At 71.0% G+C, this 18,605-nt stretch carries 13 protein-coding genes; 8 read left to right on the forward strand and 5 right to left on the reverse strand.

What is annotated here, in order from left to right; genetic code table 11:
* Positions 1-73: 73 nt before the first annotated feature.
* The 3 genes from JQS43_RS08370 to JQS43_RS08380 all read left to right on the forward strand — a co-directional run bounded on the left by JQS43_RS08370 (position 74) and on the right by JQS43_RS08380 (position 2,614).
* Positions 74-829, forward strand: a complete 756-nt coding sequence (locus JQS43_RS08370; RefSeq protein WP_239678491.1) for a methyltransferase — start codon at positions 74-76, stop codon at positions 827-829.
* Positions 829-2,001, forward strand: a complete 1,173-nt coding sequence (locus JQS43_RS08375) for an alkaline phosphatase family protein (protein WP_239678492.1) — start codon at positions 829-831, stop codon at positions 1,999-2,001. The genes JQS43_RS08370 and JQS43_RS08375 overlap by 1 nt, the downstream gene beginning before the upstream one ends.
* Before the next feature lie 229 nt (positions 2,002-2,230).
* A complete protein-coding gene (locus JQS43_RS08380) occupies positions 2,231-2,614 on the forward strand; it encodes a DUF3040 domain-containing protein (protein ID WP_239678493.1) in 384 nt (127 codons plus the stop codon).
* A gap of 271 nt (positions 2,615-2,885) precedes the next feature.
* On the opposite strand, the gene JQS43_RS08385 is transcribed toward JQS43_RS08380, so the two are convergent.
* The 5 genes from JQS43_RS08385 to JQS43_RS08405 all read right to left on the reverse strand — a co-directional run bounded on the left by JQS43_RS08385 (position 2,886) and on the right by JQS43_RS08405 (position 8,515).
* Positions 2,886-3,167 carry a type II toxin-antitoxin system RelE family toxin gene (locus JQS43_RS08385; protein ID WP_239678494.1) on the reverse strand — a complete coding sequence of 94 codons (282 nt, stop codon included), beginning with the start codon at positions 3,165-3,167 and terminating at the stop codon, positions 2,886-2,888.
* Positions 3,164-3,457 (reverse strand): type II toxin-antitoxin system Phd/YefM family antitoxin, encoded by a 294-nt coding sequence (locus JQS43_RS08390; RefSeq protein WP_239678495.1) that lies wholly within the window; start codon positions 3,455-3,457, stop codon positions 3,164-3,166. The genes JQS43_RS08385 and JQS43_RS08390 overlap by 4 nt, the downstream gene beginning before the upstream one ends.
* A 232-nt stretch (positions 3,458-3,689) precedes the next feature.
* Positions 3,690-6,179, reverse strand: coding sequence for a transglutaminase TgpA family protein (locus JQS43_RS08395; RefSeq protein WP_239678496.1), 2,490 nt, complete (start codon positions 6,177-6,179; stop codon positions 3,690-3,692).
* Entirely contained in the window at positions 6,176-7,471 is a 1,296-nt protein-coding gene (locus JQS43_RS08400) for a DUF58 domain-containing protein (protein WP_239678497.1), read from the reverse strand. The genes JQS43_RS08395 and JQS43_RS08400 overlap by 4 nt, the downstream gene beginning before the upstream one ends.
* A gap of 3 nt (positions 7,472-7,474) precedes the next feature.
* The gene (locus JQS43_RS08405; protein ID WP_239678498.1) at positions 7,475-8,515 is read right to left on the reverse strand and encodes an AAA family ATPase; all 1,041 of its coding nucleotides are present in this window, start codon (positions 8,513-8,515) and stop codon (positions 7,475-7,477) included.
* Positions 8,516-8,722: 207 nt separating this feature from the next.
* On the opposite strand from JQS43_RS08405, the gene JQS43_RS08410 reads away from it, so the two are divergent.
* From JQS43_RS08410 to JQS43_RS08430, 5 genes are all read left to right on the forward strand, one after another.
* Positions 8,723-10,312 carry an alpha/beta hydrolase gene (locus JQS43_RS08410; protein ID WP_239678499.1) on the forward strand — a complete coding sequence of 530 codons (1,590 nt, stop codon included), beginning with the start codon at positions 8,723-8,725 and terminating at the stop codon, positions 10,310-10,312.
* Between the two features lie 66 nt (positions 10,313-10,378).
* Positions 10,379-11,377, forward strand: coding sequence for an SDR family NAD(P)-dependent oxidoreductase (locus JQS43_RS08415; protein WP_239678500.1), 999 nt, complete (start codon positions 10,379-10,381; stop codon positions 11,375-11,377).
* Positions 11,377-12,798 carry a hypothetical protein gene (locus JQS43_RS08420; protein ID WP_239678501.1) on the forward strand — a complete coding sequence of 474 codons (1,422 nt, stop codon included), beginning with the start codon at positions 11,377-11,379 and terminating at the stop codon, positions 12,796-12,798. The genes JQS43_RS08415 and JQS43_RS08420 overlap by 1 nt, the downstream gene beginning before the upstream one ends.
* 128 nt (positions 12,799-12,926) lie before the next feature.
* Positions 12,927-15,794, forward strand: coding sequence for a leucine--tRNA ligase (leuS, locus tag JQS43_RS08425; RefSeq protein ID WP_239678502.1), 2,868 nt, complete (start codon positions 12,927-12,929; stop codon positions 15,792-15,794).
* 341 nt (positions 15,795-16,135) lie between these two features.
* Positions 16,136-18,589 carry a putative bifunctional diguanylate cyclase/phosphodiesterase gene (locus tag JQS43_RS08430; protein WP_239678503.1) on the forward strand — a complete coding sequence of 818 codons (2,454 nt, stop codon included), beginning with the start codon at positions 16,136-16,138 and terminating at the stop codon, positions 18,587-18,589.
* Positions 18,590-18,605: the final 16 nt, after the last annotated feature.

Here is an 18,605-nt window from a genome sequence, read left to right on the forward strand (position 1 = left end):
CGGTCGACCGGTCTGCCCTTCGCCGGGCCTGTCCCGGCGAAGGGCAGACCGGCCAACCGCTAGGCTGGCTCTGGTGGAGCACACCTCGACCCGGTCGGCCGGGCCGCACACCTCACCGCGTACCGCGGTGCTCTGGGATGTCCTCACCGCTGAGCTGGACCGGCAGGGTGCTGGCCCGCTGGTGGTGATCGATGTCGGCGGCGGCACCGGCGGCTTCGCGGTGCCGCTGGCCGAGGCCGGCCACCAGGTAACGGTGGTCGATCCCAGCCCGGACGCGCTGGCGGCGCTGACCCGGCGGGCAGCCGACGCCGGGGTCGCCGAGCGGGTCCGCGCACTGCAGGGGGACGGTGACCGGCTCGCCGAGCTGGTGGCGCCCGGGGCGGCCGACATGGTGCTGTGTCACAGCCTGCTGGAAGTGGTCGACGAGCCGGCGGAGGTGCTGCGGTCGGTGGCCGCGGCGCTGCGTCCGGGCGGAGTGGCTAGCGTGCTGGTGGCGAATCGGGCTTCGGCGCTGCTGACCCGGGCTGCCAACGGGCACTTGGCCGCCGCCGCTGCCCTGTTGGACGACCCGGACGGGCGGGTGGACGCACGCGACACGCTGCGCCGCCGGTTCGATCCGGCGACCGCGGCGGCGTTGGTGGCCGGTGCGGGGTTGACGTTGGAGGCGATCCACGGGGTGCGGGTGCTCTACGACTTGATCCCGGCCTCGTTGGCGGAGGCTGACCCGGCGGCGTTGGTGACGCTGGAGGCGAGGCTGTCCCAGCAACTGCCGTACCGGGACATCGCCGCCCAGCTGCACCTGCTCGCCCGCCGGAGCGGGGAGCGGTAGTGACGCCGGTCCGGCCGGCGTACGGGCAGGGCAGCCTCGCCGAGGTCTTCCCGAGCATATTGGCGACCTGGTCGGTGCCGGGTGCGGTGGACCTGCTGGGCCTGACCGGGCAGCTGGCCGGTGCCCGTAAGGTCGCGGTGCTGCTGGTGGATGGGCTGGGCCGGGAGCTGTTGCCGGTGGCAGCACCGGTGGCGCCGGTGTTCGCCGACGCGCTCGCGGGCCGGCCACTCGCCGGCCGCGGCAGTCAGCTGGGTTCGTTGACGGCTACCTTCCCGTCGACGACGCCGACGAGCCTGACCAGTCTCGGCACCGGTGCCGCGCCGGGCGGGCACGGCCTGCTGGGCTTCACCGTCAACGTCCCCGGTACCGGCCGGGTGCTCAACCATATCGACTGGTACGACGATCCGGACCCGCTCGTGTGGCAGCCGCTGACGACGCAGTTCGCGCGGGCGGCGGCGGCCGGGGTGGCGGTGCGGGTGGTCGCCGCCGGAGCGTACGTCGGTAGTGGGCTGACCCGTTCGGCGTGGCGGGGCGGCGCCTACCGGCCGGCAGACGATTGGTTGAGCGTGGCCGAGGGGATGCTCGGGGGGCTGCGGGAGGCGTCGTCGCCGGCGTTGGTCTACGGTTACCACCCGGATCTGGACGCGCAGGGGCACCGGTTCGGGGTGGATTCACCGCAGTGGCGGGCGGCCGCGGTCGAGGTTGATCAACTGCTGACCCGGGTGCTGGACGGCCTGCCGGCCGACGCCGCGCTGGTGGTCATCGCCGACCACGGGCAGCTCGATGTGCCGGCCGCCCAGCGGTTTGATGTGGCGGCGAAGCCGGCGCTGCGGGCCGGGGTGCGGGTGCTGGCGGGCGAACCGCGGGTGCGCTACCTGCACACTGAGCCCGGCGCCGTGGCCGATGTGGTCGCCGCCTGGCAGGCAGTGCTGGGGGAGGCGGCGTGGGTGGCCACCCGGGAGGAGGCGATCGCCGACGGCTGGTTCGGTCCGGTGGTCACGTCGGCGCATACCCCCCGGATCGGTGATGTGGTGGTGGTCTGCCGGGACCGGTACGCGGTCTTCGCCACCGACCGGGAGCCTCCCGAGTTGGCGCGGCTGGTCGCTTTTCACGGTTCGTGGACGGCGGCGGAGATGCTGGTGCCGTTGCTGGTGGTGCCTGCGCGTGACTGATCGTTGACGGTCGCGGCTCCCCAGCGGTTAGCGGTGGCCGGCGCAGGGTACGGTGGTGGCCAGCCGTACGATGGAAGTGAGACGCGTTCGCAGCGGTCGCCGGTGGGTGAGTGGACAAAATGTGGCGGTGACGCCTCCGGTCCGGCTTTCCGAGCGGGCCGGCTGCTCGTAGACTGGCGGTTAAGCAGCTAGCCGGCTGCCGCGCTCTTGACGACCGGGGAGGAGTACTGTGCCGCTCTCCGAACATGAGCAGCGGGCGTTCGACCAGATGATGGAGCGGGCGTTCGCCGAGGACCCCAAGTTTGCCTCCGCAGTGCGGTCCAGCGACCCGAAGGTGCATGCGCGCCGCCGGCTGGTTCTGGCCGTGCTGGTGATCCTGGCCGGTCTCGGCCTGGTCGTCGTCGGCACCGTCAGTAACCTGCTGCCGCTGGGGGCGGGCGGGTTCGTGGTGATGCTGGCGGGTGCCGCTTTCGCCATGCAGTCGCAGCGCCGGGCGAAGAACCCGCCGTTGCAGGCGGTTGATGGCAAGGCGAGCCGTCAGACTCGCCGCCGGTCGTCGTTCGTCGATCGGCTGGAGGGGCGCTGGCGGAACCGTCCCGAGGGCAACCGCTGACCGACCGCCAGGTGTCAATCTTGGAGAGTTACTGTTCGCAGCGAACAGCGAACCAATAACTCTCCAAGACCGCCGCAAGGGCGGGACCCTGCGCCGGCCTACCGACCCGACGCACGCTCCTGCCGTGCTGGCGTGAGAGGGACTGAGGCGGCTCTTTCTTCGTCGATGCTGCCCTCGGCGTCCATGTTAGCGATGTCTGATTCGTGTCAGATGTCCCCATGGGGAAACGTGATGAACAGGTGCTGACCTTGGTCTGGCGGTGGCAGAACAGCTATCGGTAGACGTTGGCGCGGTGGTCGATCCGGACGACATCGATAACCCGGAGTTCTTCGTCAACAGAGAGAATGACCCGGTACTCGCCCCGACGTGCCCCACGGAACCCTTCCAGCTCGTCCCCCAACGGCTTCGACACGCGCCACGGGTCCTGGCGCAGCGGCCCATCAAGGAACTCGTACACAGCGAACGCAGCCGCTACTGGCAGGCCGCGGGGCGGTCCGACCTCCAGCGCGCGGGCGGCCCCTGGCGACAACCTCACGTCATAGAGATCGCTCACGAGCCGTCATCCTCATCCCGACGCCGGGCCTCCAGTGTCGCGCGCGCATCGGCGAGCGTACGGTAGCGCCCTTCCTCGATGTCCCTTGCTCCTTGACGGATGTCCTCGAGCGCACCGGGCGTCGCAAGGATCTCGCGAGTCATCTGCAGGGATTCGAATTCGTCTACCGAGATCACCATGACGTGCGGCTTCCCGTTGCGGGTCACCACAACTCGGTCATGGGTGGCCGCGACCTCGTCGGCGATCGCGGAGAACCGAGTCTTGACCTCGTTGAGCGGGAGTATCGTCATGGTCTTAATTCTAGTTGACCAGAATCTAGACCACAAGGTCGTGCCGCCGGACCGGCACGGCATCCGCTACTCGCTGGAAGCTGAGGTTACGACGCGGTCCCTTGGAACCCTCAACCCCAACAGCGCCACTTGCTTCAGTCTGCCGATCTTCCAGCCCGGGAGAATCTAGAGATTCGGACCGAGGAGGATACGTCCCCCTTCTGTCGGGTGGGACTACTGGCTGAGGGGAAACTCAGGAAGAGCTGAGGAGTCGCCTGGGGGATAGCCGGGCCATCCGGGCGCTCCAGCGTTGCCGCCGGCCGATCGCCCAACTCGCCGCCTGCCCGGCAGCGGCCCGCCAGCGTTGCACGGTCGAGGTGGGCAGGAGCGCCGCGCGGAGCCGGACGATGCGGGGCGCCTGTGTCGAGATCCCCCGGCGGACCGTGCGGACCGCCCCGCGCAGGTCGACCGGGGCGTCCGGGGTCGGGGCGTAGCGGGCGCGCTCCTCCGCCCGGCCGAGTAGCCGCACCGCCTCCCCGACCGGGGTCCGGTCACCGCCGGTGAATTCGCACTCGTGGACCAGCCGTCCGGCGGTGGCCCGTGGACTCTCGGCAGGATCGACTCGGACCTGATAGTCGACCATGGTGTCGAGTAGCTCGTCCCAGGCCCGATGGGCCCGATGGCGGGCGGTCGCGGCCGGATCGCCGGCCGGTGTTGTGCCGCCGCTATCCGCGGGGGTGGCGCTCGCGGTGGGGTGCTGGTCTGCGAGTCGGGCCGGGACCCGTCGACGCCGCAGCAGCACCCGGCTCAGCGCCGGCGCCGCCAGTAGTGCGAGCAGCCCGATCAGCCCCGCGATCAGCCACGGGGTGAGGCTGCGCGGCTCGGTGTCGGATAGGCCGGTCACCGCGCCGCCGGGCTCTGGCGCCAGATCGGCCAGGCCGTCGTCCGGCCCGTCGCCGGGCGGCAGGGGTTCGGCGTCGGAGCCGGAGCTGTCCTGGTCGGTGTCGGGTAGGTCCGGCACGTTCGGGTCGGGTGCCCAGTCGCGCTGCGCCGATCCGGCGACCGAACTGCTCGGGGTGGGGTCGAACGGAACCCAGCCGAAGCCGTCGAAGAAGACCTCGGTCCAGGCGTGCAGATTGTGGTTGGTCAGCAGGTAGGTGCCGTCCGAGCGTTCGCTGCCGCGGGTGAACCCGGTCGCGACCCGGGAAGGGAGCCCGGCATCCCGCACCATCCACGCCATCGCGGCGGCGTACTGGACGCAGAAGCCGGCCCGGTGCTCGAACAGGAAGTCCACGATCGCCGAGCCGGTCGTCTCCGACCCGGTCTCCAGGCTGTAGCGGAAGCCGTTGTCGCTAGTGAAGTGGCCGTGCACGGCGCGGACCCGGTCGTAGGGGGTGTCGGCGTCACTGGTGAGGTCGTCGACCAGCTCGGTGACCCGCGGTTCGTCGATCACCGCACCGAACCGGCGCTGGATCGGGTCGTCCTCCGGCAGCAGCTCGGCCCGCCCGAGCGCCGCCGGGTCGTACTCTCGCCGGACGAACTCGAACTCGTACGTCAGCCCGCTGGCGCGAGTCTCGTCGGCGAAGACGACCTGCTGCTCGTTGTCGTAGCGCCACTCGTCCGCGCCGGTGATGCCGATCAGCTCGGCAAAGATCGGCAGCCGGTTCATGTCCCAGCCGAGCACCTCGACCTCGGCGGTGTGCCGGTGGTGGGTGACGCCGGAGGGCGGCACCGGCAGCGGGAGTGACACCGGTGCCCGGGAGCCGCGGGGGGCGCGGTGGTCGAAGCCCCGGTCGGAGATCTGATCGGCGGTGCCGACCCGCAGATAGAACGGGTCGGGGTCGTCGGTGGTGACCTCCAGCAGGTCGACCGTCTCGTCTCGGTTGAGCAGCCCGTCCAGATGGGCGAAGAGGTTCACCGAGGTGGGCGTCCCGCCGGAGCCGGAGCCGTCGCCGCCGCCGAGGAACCCGGAGCCGAACCGGTCGATCATTCCGCCGGTCATGCCGGGGACGGCCAGCGGCAGCGCGATCGCCATCACTACCCCGACCACGGTCAGCCGGCGACCGGCTGCGGCTAGCGGTGAGGGTTCCCAAGCCTCGATGCCCCGGCCGTCGCCGGTGAACCGCCGTCCGAACCGGCGTACCCGATCCAGGCTGTCGGTGGCGACCAGCCACAGGTAACCGACCACGCCGATGGCGAAGGTGAGCGCGGGAACGCTCTGCTGGCTGACCGCCACCGGCACCGAGTAGATGGCCAGCATCGGCAGCCCGGCGAGGGCGGGCCGGCGCAGAATCACCGCGATGGTGTCGACCAGGATCGCCACCACGCCGATGCCGAGCATCGCCAGCAGCAGCAGGCCGTCGTGGTCGGTCACCGGGAGGGCCTGGGTGGCGATCGCGTCGGGCACGCCGCCGAGCAGCGTCCCGAAGTGTTGAAAGGTGGCGGTGGTGGGGAAGAGCAGCAGCTCATCGCCGCTGCGGAACTGGAAGGTGACGGCGAGCAGCAAGCCAGCGGCCATCGCCAGCGGCTGTAGCCAGCTCGGTAGCCGGAGCGCCCGGGCCGCGGCGGCAGCGGCGGCGACCGCGACGACCGCTACTACGCCGTGCACCAGCCAGGTCCAGAGTTCGAAGATCACCGAGAGCGGCGCGGTGGCGAGCAAGGTGGCGGCGGCGGCGACCAGCCCGAGGTGGTGCCGGCCGCCGAGCGCGCCGCCGGCCCGGGGGGCGCTAGCTGGGGCGGTCATCGGCGACCTCCGGCGACCGTCTCGGCCAACGCCGCCCGCAGCGCGAACCCCTGGGCGCCACGGGCCGCCTGCGGCCACAAACCGGCCAGCCGATCCCCGTGACGGACGCTGATCACCCGCCACCCGGTGCTAAGTAGCGTCCCCACCGCGGTCTGGTGCCCCTGCTCGGCCTGTTGGCGGGGGTGCGGTGGCAGCTCGACCCAGCTGGCGCTGTCGATCAGGAATGCGAGACAGGTCAGCCCACTGCCGCGCAGCCCGGCCAGCACCTCGGCTTCGGCCTTGGTCAAGGCGCCGAACACGCCGATCACCAGCCCGCCGTCGTGGCGCGCGCGAACCTGGTCGACGAGTTTGGCGACATCGGCCTGGCCCCGGGTGCGTACCTCAGAGAGCTGGTCGAGCACCACCCCGTCGCCGGTGCGGTCGTTTGCGTCCACGTCGAAGGTGGTGGAGACCAGCCGGACCCGGTACCCGGTCTGGCGCAGGTGGACCGAGATGCTCGCGGCCGCCGACACCGCCCATTCGAAGCTGGCGGTCGGGCCCTCGCCCCGGTGGCCGAACATCCGAGTGTCGAGCACCACCGTCGCCCGGCTCTCCCAGGGCTGCTCCTCGCGGCGGACCATCAGCTCGCCGACCCGGGCGGTGGAGCGCCAGTGCACCCGGCGCAGGTCGTCCCCGTGCCGGTACTCCCGGGTGGCGGCGTCGTCCTCGCCGTGAACCGCGACGGAGCGGGCGCGGCTCTCGCCGCTGCCGGTGAACTCGCCCGCCAGCCGGATCGGCGGCAACGGCACCACCTCCGGGACCACCGTCAGCCGGTCCACGCTGGGGAACGAACGCACCAGCTCACACAGGCCGAACGGGTCGGTCAGCCGAACCATCAGCGGGCCGACCTCGTACCGGCCGCGAACCTCCGCCCGCACCGAGTACGTCACCGAGCTGGCCTGGTGGCCGGCGAGCCGTTCCAGTACCAGCCGGGGACGGGTGCCCAGCGCGTACGGCAGTCGATCTTCCAACAGCAGGGTGCCGGTGACCAGCCGAGACAGATTCTGCATCCGTAACTGAACCCCGGCGCGACCGCCGACCGGCACCCGCCCGGGGGTCAATTGCCGGGTGCAGGCCAGCCGGTACCGGCTCCGCCCGACATACCACGCCGCGAGCAAGGGCAGCGCGGCCAGCAGCGCCGCCACCCGCAGTAGGTCGTTCTCGCCGAGCACCACCGCGGACAGCGCCGCCGCCGCGGCGGCGGCGAGAAAGCAACGGCCCCGGGTGGTCAGCCCCCGCAACGCCTGCAGCACCGGTTATCCCCGCTGGATGGAGCTGGGGTCGTGGTCGGACCGGTCGTGCGCGGTGCGGGTCCGGTCCTGTGGCACCGGCAATCGATGCACCAGCTCGGCGATGATCGCGTCGGTGGTGCGGCGGGACAGCTGCGCCTCGGGGGTAGAGATGACCCGGTGAGCGAGCACCGGGACCGCCAACGACTGCAGGTCGTCCGGGAGCACATAGTCCCGCCCGTCCAGGGCGGCGATCGCCCGGGCGGTGCGGAGCAGGTGCAGGGTCGCCCGGGGCGAGGCGCCGAGCCGCAGCTCGGAGGCCTCCCGGGTGGCGTTGACCAGATTCACGGCGTATTGCTTGATCGCGTCGGCGACGTGGATCTGCCGGACGGTGGCGATCATGCGGCGGACCGTCTCGGCGTCGGAGACCGGTTTGAGGTCGTAGAGCGGATCGTAGGCGCCGTGGGCGTCGAGCATGGCCAGTTCGGCGCCGGCGTGAGGGTAGCCCATGCCGATCCGGGCGGTGAACCGGTCGCGCTGTGCCTCGGGGAGCGGGTAGGTCCCCTCCATCTCGATCGGGTTCTGGGTGGAGACCACCATGAACGGCACCCGCAGCCCGTACGACGTGCCGTCGACGGTGACCTGCCGCTCCTCCATGCACTCCAGCAGGGCGGACTGGGTCTTCGGCGAAGCCCGGTTGATCTCGTCGCCGACCACCAGGTTCGCGAAGATCGCGCCGGGCTTGAACTCGAAGTCGTGGGTCTCCTGGTTGTAGACGCTGACTCCGGTGACGTCGCTGGGCAGCAGGTCGGGGGTGAACTGGATCCGGCGTACCGAGCAGTCGATGGAGCGGGCCAGCGCCTTGGCGAGCTTGGTCTTGCCGACGCCGGGGACGTCCTCGATCAGCAGATGCCCCTCGGCGAGCAGCACCGCCAGCGCTAGCCGGACGGTCGCGGTCTTGCCCTCGATGATCTGCTCGATATTGTCGACGATCGCGTTGGTGGCGGTGCGGAACTCCGCGAGCGGCAGGGGTGCGCCGAGCTCCTCGCCGGTGCGTGGAACGGTCACTGGCATCCTCCTGGTGGTGCCTCGGCTTGCCAACTAGGACGCTGTCGACCCACTCCCGGGTTCGTCGACTCGCCAAACCGGTCGCCCGAGCCGTGCCGTCCCCCGTACCGAACGCGTCACTTCTGCCACACAGGCTAACCGGCGCCCGCGGACCTTGCCGAGTTTCGCACATGGTTCGCCCCGGTCGGATCCGGGAACCCGGTCCGGGTGACCTGGACGAGAGCGGTGGTCGACCGGCTGCGGGGGGCCACCTCGACCAGCGGGGTCAAGCTGTGGCCGCTGGCGGTGGTGGCGGCCGTGGTGGTGCTGCTAGCCGTCGCCGGCGCGCTGCCCCGCTGGCCGGGCCTGGTGCACCTGGTGGCGCTGCCGCCGCTGGAGCTGTTCGGCGATCTCCGACTGCTGGCGACCGAGGCGGTCTCGCTTCCGGTCTTCCTGATCCTGCTGGCGGCGGTCTGGACGATCCGGGTGTTGGTGCTCTCGCTGCTGCTCGGCGGGTTCACCCCGGACCGGCTCTGGTTGGCGGCCCGCTTCTATCTACTGCTGACCCCGGTGGTGCTGGTCCTGGCGCTGCTCGACTTCGCCGCGTACGCAGTGCTGTACTCGCGGCTGTTCTGGCCGGTGGTGGGGGTGGTAGCCGGGCTGGGCCTGCTGCTGGCGCCGGTGCCGTGGCTGGCCCGGGACCCAGCTGGCAGATGGCGGCTGCGGACCGGCCTGATGCGCAATCTCCGACAAGGGCTCCGGCTGGCGGTACTGCTGCCCTACGGGCTGGTGCTGGTGCTGCTCGGGGGGCTCGCCGACGCGGGCGGAGAGACCGTGACGGTTTTGCTGGTGCCGGTCTCGGCGCTAGCCACCGCGGTGGCGGTCCGGCTGCTGGCCGCGCCCGCCCCGGCTCACTCGGGGCGGCTGGCCGCCGCCGTCGCGGTGGCCGCAGCCTTGGTGGCCGCGGGGTTCGTCACCACCCGGACGGTGGCGCCCGCCCCGCCCGCGCCGCCCCGCGCCGGCTCGTTGGTGTTGATGTCCGGGATCAACTCCTCGTCCGGCAATGGGGCGATCTTCGAGACCGAGGTGGCGGCGTTGGGGTTCGACTGCGGGCAGACCTACTACTTCTCGTACGCGGGCCCGGGCGATGGCGCGCCGCAGGGGCAGGCGCGTTGTCCGATCCGCACCGGCGCGCCGTACGTCCAGGCCGACACGCTGCGTCCGCTCGGTGAGCAGGTGGACTCCTTCGCGGCGCAGGTCCGGGAGCTGCCGGCGCCGGTCACCGTGGTCGGCCACTCGCTGGGGGCGTGGGTGGTCTGGCATGCGGTGGCGACCGGGGTAGCTCCGCAAGTGGACCGGGTGGTGCTGCTCGGACCGTTTCCGGACAGCCCGGTCGGCTATCCACCGGCGAATCACGACGGTCCGGGCCGGGTTGCCGGCGACGCGCTGCGGGCCATGGCGCCGCTCGTCCGCGAACTCGGTTTCCACTTCGTACCGGACGCGCCGGCCGCGCGGGAATTGCTCGCCCAGCCGGACCGGGCGACCGAGCTGTACGCCCGGCCGCTGCCGCCGGAGGTATCGGCGCTGAGCCTGCCCAGCTCCGCGGATCTGCCGCTGATGCCCGGTGGGCGGCGGCTGGCCGGCGCGCAGGACGGTTGCCCGATCCGGGAGGCCCATCCAGACCTGCCGGTCACGCCGGCGTTCTATCGGGAGGTGAACCGGTTCCTGGCTGGGTCCCCAACCGACCCATGCCCGCCGTGGCGGGATTGGGGGGCCGCGGCGGCCCGTCCGTTCGGGCCACCCGCGGCCCGGTACTGACCCGTTGGACGTTTTCTGGTGACTGGTGGCGGGTAACTCACCACAAACGGGGTGAGGAGGGATGACGTGTCGCATCACCGGAGTAAGTGCGTGGTGATCACCGGCGCCTCCAGCGGCATCGGCCGGGCCAGCGCGCTGGCGTTCGCGGACAAGGGTTACCAGTTGGTGCTCACCGCGCGGCGCCGGGAGGCGCTTGACGAGCTCGCCGCCGACTGCCGGCGCCGAGGAGCGAAGGTGCTGGTGGCGCCGGCCGATGTGACCGACGCGGCGGCGGTCGCCCAGGTCGCCGAGCGGGCCGTCGCCGAGTTCGGCAGCCTGGATGTGTGGGTCAACAACGCCGCGGTGGTGGCGTACGGACGCACCGAGGAGACCCCGGTGCCGGTCTGGCACCGGGTGATCGAGGTTAATCTCTTCGGCTATTACCACGGGGTGCGGGCAGCGGTGCCGTGGTTTCGCGAGCAGGGGCACGGGGTGCTCATCAACGTCTCCTCGATGCTGGGCAAGACCCCGTCGCCGCACCAGAGCGCCTACGTCGTCAGCAAACAGGGCATCCGGGCGCTGTCGGACTGTGTCCGGCAGGAGGTCGCGGACCTACCCGGAATTTCGGTCTGCACGGTGCTCCCGGGCGCGATCGACACGCCGATCTTCCGGACCGGGGCGAACGTGAGCGGCTACCAGATCCAGCCGGCCGGGCCACCGATCGACGCCCGCCGGGTGGCGGGCGCGATCGTCCGGTGCGCCCGCCGGCCCCACCGCCGCGAGGTGGCGGTCGGCGCGGCCACCCGGGTCGGTCTGGCCGCCACCCGGCTCGTGCCCGGCCTGACCGAACGAGTCTTCGGCCGGCTGGTGGAGCGCGCCCACTTCCTCGACGAGCCGGCCGCCCGTACCGAGGGGAATGTGTTCACACCGAGCGGCGACGGCGGGTCCGTGGACGGTGGCTGGCGACACAACGGCTGGCAGCCGCCGTCGCCACCGGGCCGTCGCTGGTTGGCGGGGGCCGCGGCGGCGACCGCCGTCGCCGCCGCCGGTGCCCTGGCTGTCCGCCGACTGCGAGAGGGGAACTGATGTCCAAGCCGAGCTTCGTCGCCGGATTCGACTCCACCACCGGCATGCTGCAAGCCACCGCGGCTTGCCTGCGGGGCGAACCGTTCCCCGCCGCCGGGCATCCGCCGGGGCTGAAGGGGCCGGCCCGCGCCACGCGGCGGTTGCCGCAGCGGCTGCGAGAGTCGGCGTTCCTGCTCGGTGGCGCGGCCGAGACGGTCAGCTCCCGGCGGGCTGCCCGGATCGACCCGGAGGAGATCTCCGAGTGGGTGGTGGAGCAGTACCCGAAGCGGAAATACCCGGTGATCGTGATCGGGTCGGCCAGCGGCGCGTTGGTGCATCTGTGCGCGGCGCTGGGGGTGCCGTGGCTGCCGCAGACCTTCTTGATCCCGGTCCGGCAGCGGGTCCACCCGGACGACGTCGACGCCGCATTCGCCAAGGGGCTGGAGCCGGGCCGGGAGCTGGTGGCGAACAACCCGACGCTGCAACTGCACCATATGCACGACGCCAACCAGGACCGGATCATGGTGCGGGCGCTGACCTACTTTCGGGTCAAGCGGCGCGAGCTGGGGGAGGCGTACGAGCGGTTCCTGCTTGACCACCTGGCCCCGGGCGGGACCATTCTGATCAGCGAGTGTGCCCGGACCTGGGACACCACCACGGTGGGGCCGCGGCACGTGTTCCAGCACGGGGCCGTTGGCGGGGCCACCGACGCGGAGTTCCACTACGGCGGGCCGCGGGTCGTCGACTACCTAGCCCGCCATGACTCCCCGGTCCGCCAGTGGTCCGGCCCGGAGCTCGACGGCGTCAGCCCGGAGGCCGAGTGGGGGTTCGCACCCGCGCTGCGGGACGACATCGAGCGGTTCGCTGGGCAGCACCAGTTCCAGGTCCGCCGGTTGATCTTCGACGAGCCGGAGTCGATCAGCCCGATGGTGGCTGACCTGTATCGGTGGTGGTACCGGCAGCGCAACCTGCCGTCGAACCGGCTGTTCGCCGAGTCCTTCATCATCCTGGAGCCGTACTGGACGCTGCGGACCGGTTCCGTGCCGTACTGGATGACCTTCAACACCGACCCGTCGCTGGCGCGGCTGGCGGAGTACCTGGCTAACCGGGAACCGTTCGACGAGATCATGCTGGCCCTGTTCCAGAACGCGGTAGAGATGATCGGCCTGCCCTCGGTCGACGACTGGCGCGAGCAGGTGCTTAGCCGGGCTCGCCGGGCCGGCTGGTTCGCGGGCCTCAGCCCCGAGCACCATCCGCGGGATCTGGGCCATCTGGCGAGCTACGACGATGCGCTCAAGGAGCTGCCGGCCCGGTATCCGCTCCCGGGCCCGCTCACGCTGGCCGAGTTGGACGACTTCCTCGCCGCCCAGGGTGACTACCCGGAGGTGCGGTGGGAACGGGGCGGCGTGGCGGCGTCCCAACGCGCTACAATGCCCGCATGACCGGGAGCGTTGTTCTCCTTACCAGGCCGTGCTGACGCGAGTTCGCGTCCGCACGGCAGCCCCTCTGCGGAGGGGCTTTCTTATGCCCAGAACAACCCCCGGATAGCCAGGACAGTGAGGTGGCGACCATGAGCGAGGTGGCGGCGAAGTCGGCGGCGGCCCCGGAGCCGGAGGGGGAGGTCCCCCCGTTCCGGTACAACGCCGAGACCGCCAACCGGATCGAGGCGCGGTGGCAGGACTACTGGGATCAGCACGGGACCTTCCACGCCCCGAACCCGGCCGGTCCGTTGCACGACCCTTCGCATCCTCGCGCCGGCGCACCGAAGCTGATGGTCATGGACATGTTCCCCTACCCGTCCGGGGAAGGGCTGCACGTCGGGCACCCGCTGGGCTACATCGGCACCGACTGCTACACCCGGTACGCCCGGATGACCGGCTACAACGTGCTGCACCCGATGGGCTTCGACGCGTTCGGCCTGCCGGCCGAGCAGTACGCGGTGGAGACCGGCACCCACCCGCGTAAGACCACCGAAGCGAACGTCACCCGCTACCGGCGGCAGCTGCGTCAGCTGGGGTTGGCCTACGACGACCGCCGTTCCTTCGCCACCACCGACGTCGACTACTACCGGTGGACGCAGTGGATCTTCCTGCAGATCTTCAACTCCTGGTTCGACCCGGAGCGTGGCGCTGCCCGCCCGATCGACGAGCTGGTGGCGGCGTACGAGTCGGGGGCGCGGACCACTCCCGACGGTCGGCCCTGGTCGGAGCTGTCCGAGGTGGCGCGACGGGAGATCATCGACGGCTACCGGTTGGCGTACGTGAGCGAGGCGCCGGTCAACTGGTGCCCCGGCCTGGGGACGGTGCTGGCCAATGAGGAGGTCACCCCGGAGGGCCGTTCCGAACGGGGCAACTTCCCGGTCTTCAAGCGCAGCCTGAAGCAGTGGATGATGCGGATCACCGCCTACGCCGACCGGCTGCTGTCCGATCTGGATGATCTGGACTGGCCGGAGAAGGTCAAGCTGATGCAGCGCAACTGGATCGGCCGCTCCACCGGCGCGCACATCGACTTCCCGACCGAGGCCGGTGCGCTGCGGGTCTTCACCACTCGGCCGGACACCGTCTTCGGGGCGACCTACATGGTGCTGGCGCCCGAGCACGAGCTGGTCGACGAGCTGACGGCGAAGCAGTGGCCGGCGGGCAGCAAACCGGCGTGGACCGGCGGTCACCCCGACCCGGTCGCGGCGGTGGCCGCTTATCGGAGCGAGGCGGCGGCCAAGACCGAGTCGGAGCGCACCGCCGAATCCCGGGAGAAGACCGGCGTGTTCATCGGCGCGTTCGCCACCAACCCGGTGACCGGGGGTCAGATCCCGATCTTCATCGCCGACTATGTGCTGGCCGGCTACGGCACCGGGGCGATCATGGCGGTGCCCGGGCAGGACGAGCGGGACTGGGAGTTCGCCGAGGTCTTCGACCTGCCGATCATCCGGACCGTGCAGCCGCCGGCCGACTTCGACGGCCAGGCGTACACCGGCGACGGTCCGGCGATCAACTCCGCCAACCCGGCCGCCGGGATCACCCTGGACGGGCTGGCGATGACCGAGGCGAAGGCCCGGATCATCGCCTGGCTGGCCGAGCACGGCCACGGCGAGGAGGCGATCACCTACCGGCTGCGGGACTGGCTGTTCAGCCGCCAGCGGTATTGGGGGGAGCCGTTCCCGATCGTCTACGACGAGACCGGCCTGCCGGTGGCGCTGCCCGAGTCCCAGTTGCCGGTGGCGCTGCCGGAGGTGGCCGACTTCTCGCCGAAGACCTTCGACCCGCAGGACGCCGGGTCGACGCCGGAGACACCGCTGTCGCGCAACCACGAGTGGGCGACGGTGGAGTTGGACCTGGGGGACGGGCCGAAGGTCTACACCCGGGAGACCAACGTGATGCCGCAGTGGGCCGGCTCCTGCTGGTATGAGCTGCGCTACCTGGACCCGACCAACGACCAGGCGTTGGTGGACCCGGCGAACGAAAAGTACTGGATGGGGCCGCGGCACGAGCGGGACAGCGGCGGGGTCGACCTGTACGTCGGCGGTGTGGAACACGCGGTGCTGCACCTGCTGTACGCCCGGTTCTGGCACAAGGTGCTGTACGACCTGGGGCACCTGAGCAGCCACGAGCCGTTCCGCCGGCTGTTCAACCAGGGCTACATCCAGGCGTACGCCTACACCGACCCGCGCGGGGTCTACGTCCCCGCGCACGAGGTGGAGCAGCGCGACGGCCAGTACTTCTACGGTGACACCCCGGTCCGTCAGGAGTACGGCAAGATGGGTAAGTCGCTGAAGAATGTGGTTACGCCCGACTTCATGTGCGCCGAGTACGGTGCCGACACGTTCCGGGTCTACGAGATGTCGATGGGGCCGCTGGACGTGTCCCGGCCGTGGGAGACCCGGGCGGTGGTCGGGTCGCAGCGGTTCCTGCAGCGGCTGTGGCGGCTGGTGGTGGACGAGCACACCGGCGCGGTCCGGGTGACCGAGTCGGAGCTGGACGAGCAGACCTACAAGTTGCTGCACAAGGTGATCGACGGGGTCCGTGGCGACATGGACAACCTGCGGTTCAATACCGCGATCGCCAAGCTGATCGAGCTGACCAACCGGGCCACCCAGATCTCCGGCCCGGGCACGCCGCGGGCGGTGGTGGAGCCCCTGGTGCTGATGGTGGCGCCGTTCGCCCCGCACTTGGCGGAGGAGCTGTGGCGCCAGCTGGGGTACGACGACTCGCTGGCGTACGCCCCGTTCCCGCAGGCTGACCCGGAGGCGCTGGTGGCCGAGACGGTCACCTATCCGGTGCAGGTCAAGGGCAAGGTGCGGGCCCGGATCGAGATCGACCCGGACGCGCCGGAGTCCGAGGTGCGGGCGGCGGCGCTGGCCGCGGTCGCCGACCAGCTGGGTGGCGCGGAGCCGCGCAAGGTCATCGTGGTCCCCGGGAAGATGGTCAGCATCGTCCCCTGAGCCGCGGCAGCTTGGTTGGCTGGGGAGGGATCTTGCGCACGGATAAATCCGACTTATCCGTGCGCAAGATCCCTCCCCAGCCAACCAAGGGCGGGGTGCTGTTAGCGCACTTAAGCGTAGAAATACCTCATTTCCTGATTACTGCGAGAAGTGGCACGGATACGCGAACTCCGGGCTCGGTCGTCTCTAGTGTGGAGCGCGGCAGGGCAACGAAAGGAGGCTAGCGATGCGGCACATCGACTGGGCCTGAGGCCAGCGCAGGACCCCTCGGACCCCAGACTGCGGTAGCCTGGCAGCGGTCGCGCTGCCGCGGCGATCGGTGTCCGGGAGGGAGCGCCTCCGTGCGTACGAACGAGACCGACAGGTGGCTCGACCGCCTCGTCGGTCTCGTCGTGTTGGCCGCACTCGGCTGTCTGGGCTGGGCCGTCGTCAGCATCGGCGAGACGCCGCCAGCGGTGTATCTGCTCGTGGTGGCGACGCTGCTGACGCTCGCGGGCCTCTGCCGCCGGATCCACCTCAACCTCCGGCAGCAGCTCACCATCACCTCCGGTGGCGCCGCGATCCTGGTCGCGGTGGTGCTCCTGCCGCCGCCGTGGGCGATCCTGGCGGTCGCTGTGGCCGTGTTGATCGGCCAGGCCGCCCACCGGCGGCCACTGCGTAAGGCCGCCTTCAACACCGCCACCGAGACGCTCGGAGTCAGCGCCGCCTCGGCCGCGTTCCACGCCGTCGGCGGCGCCCCGATCACGGTCGCCGACCGGTCGCTGCTGACGCTGTTGGTGGCGCTGGTGGTCGCGATGGTGGCCTATGCGCTCGTCGACGAGCTAGTGAGCGTGCCGGTCATCGCCCTGGCCAGCCGGACCTCATGGTGGCGGCTTGTCCGGGGCAACGCCTTGATACTGGCGGTGGTCCGGGCTACCAGCCTGGCGCTGGCACTGGCGACGGTGACTCTGCACGCGATCAACCCGGTGCTGGTGACGCTCGCCCCGCTCGGGGTGCTGGTCGCCTACCTGGCCTACCGGCACCGGCTGCACCTGCGCGAGGAGCGGCGAGCCTGGCAGCAGCTCGCCGCCTCCACCGACGCCTTGAGCAGTGTCGGGGTGGACAACGTCCTCTACACCGCGATCCGGGGCGCGGCCGGGCTCTTCCCGGACCTGAAGATCGAGGTGGAGCTGGCGGACTCCGAGCCTCGCCGGGTGGTGCGGGGCGATCGGCACGGCGTCCACTACGACGGGGACCCCCGGCAGGCGCCCACCCAGGCCGGTCCGTGCCTGTCGGTGCCGCTCGGCCTCGACACCGACCAGGAGCCGCTGGGCATGCTACGGCTGTGGTTCCGGGTGGAGGCTCGGCTCTCCGACCGGGAGCAGTACATGCTCGCCACCTTCACCGCCGGTCTCTCCACCGCGATCCGCAACGCGGCAGCGTACGCCGAGGTTTCCCGGCTCGCCGAACGGCACGCGTACGACGCGAGCCATGACGCGTTGACCGACCTGCCCAACCGTCGACAGCTCCATGGCCGGGTCACCCAGCTGTGGCAACGCGGCGAGCCGGGCACCGTCGCGTTGATGCTGCTCGACATCGACCACTTTAAAGAGGTCAACGACACGCTCGGGCATGACGCGGGTGATCAGGTGATCGTGGAGGTCGGTCAGCGCCTGCGCGCAGCCGCCGGCGACAGCATGGTGATCCGGCTGGGTGGGGACGAGTTCGCCGTGCTCTTCGACGGACTGGCGAACCCCGCGGCGGCCTCCGGTCGGGCTTGGGACGTGTTGGCGACGCTACGCCACCCGATGGACCTGCGGGGAGTGTTGATCAGCCTCCACACCAGCGCCGGGTTGGCGGTGGCGAGCGACCCGACCGACCCTACGGAGCTGCTGCGCCGCGCGGATGTGGCGATGTACCAGGCTAAGGATTCTGGCCGGCAGGTGGCGGTCTACGCGCGCACCAGCGACAGCGCCGACCGTACCCGGCTGGCGCTCGCCGGAGAGCTGCCCCGGGCGGTGGAGGGGCGCGAGTTCGCGGTGCACTATCAGCCCATTGTGGACCTGGCGAGCGGGCGCGTCCTGGGCGCCGAGGCGCTCACCCGGTGGGCACATCCCGACCTCGGTGACCTGCCGCCCGCCACCTTCCTCGGCCTGGTCGAACGCTCCGGGTTGCTCGCCCCGTTCACCGAGACGGTGCTGAACCGCGCCCTGGCCGCTGCGGCGTACTGGCGCCGGGAGGGCTTCGAGCTGCAGATCGCAGTGAACGTGTCGCCACGCAGCCTCGGTGACCCACGGTTACCGGCGATGGTGTTGGATGCGCTGCAGGCGCACGGGGTGCCGCCGCAGCGGCTGACCCTGGAGCTGACCGAGTCGGCGGCGATCGGCTACCTCGAGGTGGTGACGTGCGCGGTGGCGACGCTGCGGGAAGCCGGGATCCGGATCGCGCTCGACGACTTCGGCACCCGGCACTCCAGCCTCTCAGCCGTCTTCCAACTCCCGGTCGACCAGCTGAAGATCGACCGTACCTTCGTCTCCGCGCTGGGCACCTCCCGCGAGGCGAAAGGTCTGGTGTGCTCGATCCTCGAACTCGGGCGGGAACTCGGGCAGCTGGTCGTCGCCGAGGGCGTCGAGGAGGTGCAGCAGCGGCAGACCTTATGGGAGCTGGGCTGCGTCGCCGCTCAGGGGAGCCTGTTCGGGTGGCCGCCGCAGACCAGCGATGCGCTGTTGCGCTCGCTGCGGCAAGGCTTCGACGGCGAGCAGGGGACGTTGGCGCCGAAGCTGCAGCAGCTGGCCCGAGCCGACTCCGTCGGCTAACCGCGCTGGTCGCCCA

This window comes from Natronosporangium hydrolyticum, assembly GCF_016925615.1.
GTDB lineage: Bacteria > Actinomycetota > Actinomycetes > Mycobacteriales > Micromonosporaceae > Natronosporangium > Natronosporangium hydrolyticum.

Coding starts and splice junctions, on each gene's coding strand:
- JQS43_RS08390 (WP_239678495.1), bottom strand. CDS start 3,457: ATGACGATACTCCCGCTCAACGAGGTCAAGACTCGGTTCTCCGCGATC.
- JQS43_RS08395 (WP_239678496.1), bottom strand. CDS start 6,179: ATGACCGCCCCAGCTAGCGCCCCCCGGGCCGGCGGCGCGCTCGGCGGC.
- JQS43_RS08420 (WP_239678501.1), top strand. CDS start 11,377: ATGTCCAAGCCGAGCTTCGTCGCCGGATTCGACTCCACCACCGGCATG.
- leuS (WP_239678502.1), top strand. CDS start 12,927: ATGAGCGAGGTGGCGGCGAAGTCGGCGGCGGCCCCGGAGCCGGAGGGG.